A 3,079-nucleotide genomic window follows, 5' to 3' on the forward strand; every position below is an offset into this window, starting at 1 on the left:
GGCCGAGTCGCCTGAGCCTGCCATCCTCCCATGCCACTGCTTCGGCGAAGGCGCGGTGAATATCCAGTCCGATGATGCGCATGCCCGTTCCTCCTTCTTGGCTCGGTCAAAGACGGGAGCTGGCGGGCAACACGACATCTACTGATCCGCGCTCGCAGCGCCTCCGGGAAAGTCGCGAGGGGCGGCCATGTAACGAGCTCGGGCTCTCAGCCCACGGTCTATTGACGGCCTGCCTGCACCTTCGTGCTCCCGGTGCCCCACGTCCCGGATGGGCTCACCATAAGGGCGTTCCAAAACAAGAACAGCAGGACGAAAAGGCACCACAGATCACCACCGGATAACGGCATCGTTGAACGGTTCCACAAGACGGTGCTGGACGAGTGCTACCGGGTCGCCTTCAGGAAAAGATCTACGGCTCGATCGAGGAGCTGCAGGCCGATCTGGATGAATGGGTCAGAAGATACAATGAGGAGGGCCCGCATCAGGGCCGCTGGTGCTTCGGCAAGACGCCGATGCAGACCTTCCTTGACACGGCCCCGCTGGCCAAGGAGAAAATGATCGCCGCCTGATCCCATCGGACAGGCAAAAACGGGCCATTCTCAGACGCCAACTGTCCGATCAAGTGCAAACTTCTACAGCCGATGCTCTCCGCGGATCAGATATGGCCTGTGGCCGCTCATCTTGCCGCGCGCCGCAAGGTGGCGCTTGCGCGCCGCCCACTTGATCACGCTCGAAACTGCCACCTTCAGCACCGCGGCCACCTCGTAGCTCGTCTCGCCCGCCTCAAACCGGACCAGCGCCCGCTCCCGCACGGCTTCGCCATCTGTTCCCAACCTCCACCGGTCAGGACATCGAATCTGATCTGCTCAACCTTGGGAATCCCGATTCAGTCAAAATGCAACCGCTCTAGATTTTGAGCAAGCAGTCCCAGACTGTTCCTATTCGCCAGGGGGTGGAAGTGGTGTGATCGACCAACCTATTAGGTCGATGGCACGTTGAAGTATGGCTTCGGTCCGAGTAAGGTCGGGCGAAGCGGCGATGACATGTCCGATGGTGTCTCGGTTATCGCCTTTCCGGACGATCGGGGTCTTGGGTTCAACATAAAATCTGACCTCGATTACACCCGGTACAGCCGCCGCCCGACTGGCGCCCTCGACCCGATCGAGGATGCCGTCGCGATCAGGAACTAGGAACCGGGCGACCGAAGTGTGCGAATGCCTTCCGCGCAGATCGCATTCGTCACCGATGACAAGCTTGATGTGCTCGTTGATGATATCGACACCGTAGGCCAGTTGAATCAGCCGAGGAGTGGTCCAACCCGGAAGACGCGCATTGACTTCAATTACGACTGGACCATCCTTCGTCCATCGGAATTCAATGTTCGCTGGGCCCCAACCAAGACCGAGAGCTCGCAAGCAGTTCAGCGAAAGATCGGCAATACGCTCATGCTCCTCATCAGTCAGCGGGGCCGGAAACATGCTCTCGCGAGGGACGAAATGGGGTGGGCGGTCGAAGTCGGCGGCACCATCCGCAATGACAGCGTTCCCCATCGTAGTGGCTTCATAGAATGGGCCCTGTGCGAATTCTTCGACCAGTATCTTCGGCGAAGACCGCCATATGTACGTCCCCCCCAGCAGATACGTTGTATGCTCGGCTAACTCATCCATATCGCGGCACAATCGGACGCCGCAGCTGCCGCTGCCTTCGGCTGGCTTAAGTATCACAGGCAGGCCAATCTCCGCGGCGGAGCTCTCTACCTCCACCGCATTTGCTGCCAATCGGTAAGCAGGCACTGGAACGCCGGCCTGCGCGAGGAACTGACGTTGAGTAAATTTGTCGCTACATCGTACAATCGATGCGGGGTTTGGTCCCGGTAGATCGAAATGCTTGCAGAGCTTGGCAACTGTCACATAGAGCGACTCATCGCAGCCCGCAAAACCGGTGATGCCAGCAACATCATAGCTCGGCCGCAGTCGAGAGCACACGTGCATCAGCGCATCGAAATTGTCGGTATCGACCCGGATGACCTCAATACTTTCCGCGGCAAGATAGTCGTACTGCGTTGGATCAGCCGCAAGGACAACGGGATGAAGTCCAAGACGCTGGGCCGCTTGAACGTAGAGTGGACCGTTGGTCCTATGACCTTCAACCAGGATCAGCGCTCTTCTTGGCATTGGCTGTTGACCTTTCCTTGCGTGCGATGCGGTAGCCTGAACGTAATTCCATTATCTTTTCATTCGAACGTGCATGTTTTCTATAGTTCCCGGAGGACCAGCAGGGAAACTACCGCATCTGATAGTTGACGTACCCGCTCGTAGCCCACGAAAGCGTCCTGTATAGCGCGGCAAATCTGGGAGAAACGCGCTCTCACGTTTGAACCGAATATCGTGAGGAGGCCAGCAGCGCTACGGCATACTCCTGGTGCGCACGCCCAGCTTCTTCTTCGCATTGTCCAGATGGAATGCGGCGGTGCGCGGCCGCGTCAGCAAAACGCCGTCCACCGTCCGAGGTGACGTCCCTGAACGTTCTCTAATCGCCTTCGTCAATGGGCTCCTTTCTCCTCGTTGGTGCATCGCCTGCCGGGCTCAGGGTTCTCTCCGGGGTCGATCGCAAGGATCGCCGCATGTTTGCGTTGGAACGGGTGGGTCGAAGTGGTTTTCGCGGTTCCGTAGCACCGCATGCGTGGGAGCGACCTCATCCGCGCAGCGTTCCGGCAAGGACGCATCTCGGGAACTGGAGTTGATCGGGAATCGAAAGCTCCTTGTCAGGCTGGAGCGACGGCGTGGCGGAACCGGCTCATTCGTCTTCCACATGGCGTGGAGGATGACGGCAAGCTTTCGCGCCACCGCAACCTTCGCTTCTTGAAGCCGGCGCCCTTGGCAATCCGCAGGCCCCAGGCGTTCAGGGAAGAGAAGCCAATTTGTCGCGTCAGGATGACGTTCCGCTTCATAGAGATAGGTCCGCGTTAGCTTGTCGCCGCGCTTCGAGATGCGGCCGTTTCGGCTGATTTCGCCGGATTCGTAGCGCCTGGGTGTGAGGCCGAGACAGGCGGCGGCGCTGGAGGATCGGCGGGTGCGGG

The 3,079-nt window shown here is 59.1% G+C and carries 2 protein-coding genes and 2 pseudogenes; 1 reads left to right on the top strand and 3 read right to left on the bottom strand.

The window, feature by feature from the left end; genetic code table 11:
* Positions 1 to 327 precede the first annotated feature (327 nt).
* A pseudogene (locus EOA29_RS30680) lies at positions 328 to 569 on the top strand (integrase core domain-containing protein); the annotation flags it as partial.
* A gap of 63 nt (positions 570 to 632) precedes the next feature.
* Here EOA29_RS30680 and EOA29_RS30685 read toward each other — a convergent pair.
* The 3 genes and pseudogenes from EOA29_RS30685 to EOA29_RS43375 all read right to left on the bottom strand — a co-directional run.
* Complete coding sequence (locus EOA29_RS30685) at positions 633 to 833, bottom strand: hypothetical protein (RefSeq protein WP_029356455.1); 201 nt, start codon at positions 831 to 833, stop codon at positions 633 to 635.
* Positions 834 to 938: 105 nt separating this feature from the next.
* The gene (locus EOA29_RS30690) at positions 939 to 2,174 is read right to left on the bottom strand and encodes an acetyl-CoA carboxylase biotin carboxylase subunit family protein (protein WP_029356456.1); all 1,236 of its coding nucleotides are present in this window, start codon (positions 2,172 to 2,174) and stop codon (positions 939 to 941) included.
* Positions 2,175 to 2,804: 630 nt separating this feature from the next.
* Positions 2,805 to 3,079: pseudogene (locus EOA29_RS43375) on the bottom strand (transposase); the annotation flags it as partial.

It is taken from the genome of Mesorhizobium sp. M1E.F.Ca.ET.063.01.1.1 (assembly GCF_003998155.1).
GTDB lineage: Bacteria > Pseudomonadota > Alphaproteobacteria > Rhizobiales > Rhizobiaceae > Mesorhizobium.

Excerpts from the sequence above, each read along its gene's own strand:
- EOA29_RS30690 (WP_029356456.1), bottom strand. The coding sequence starts at position 2,174 with ATGCCAAGAAGAGCGCTGATCCTGGTTGAAGGTCATAGGACCAACGGT.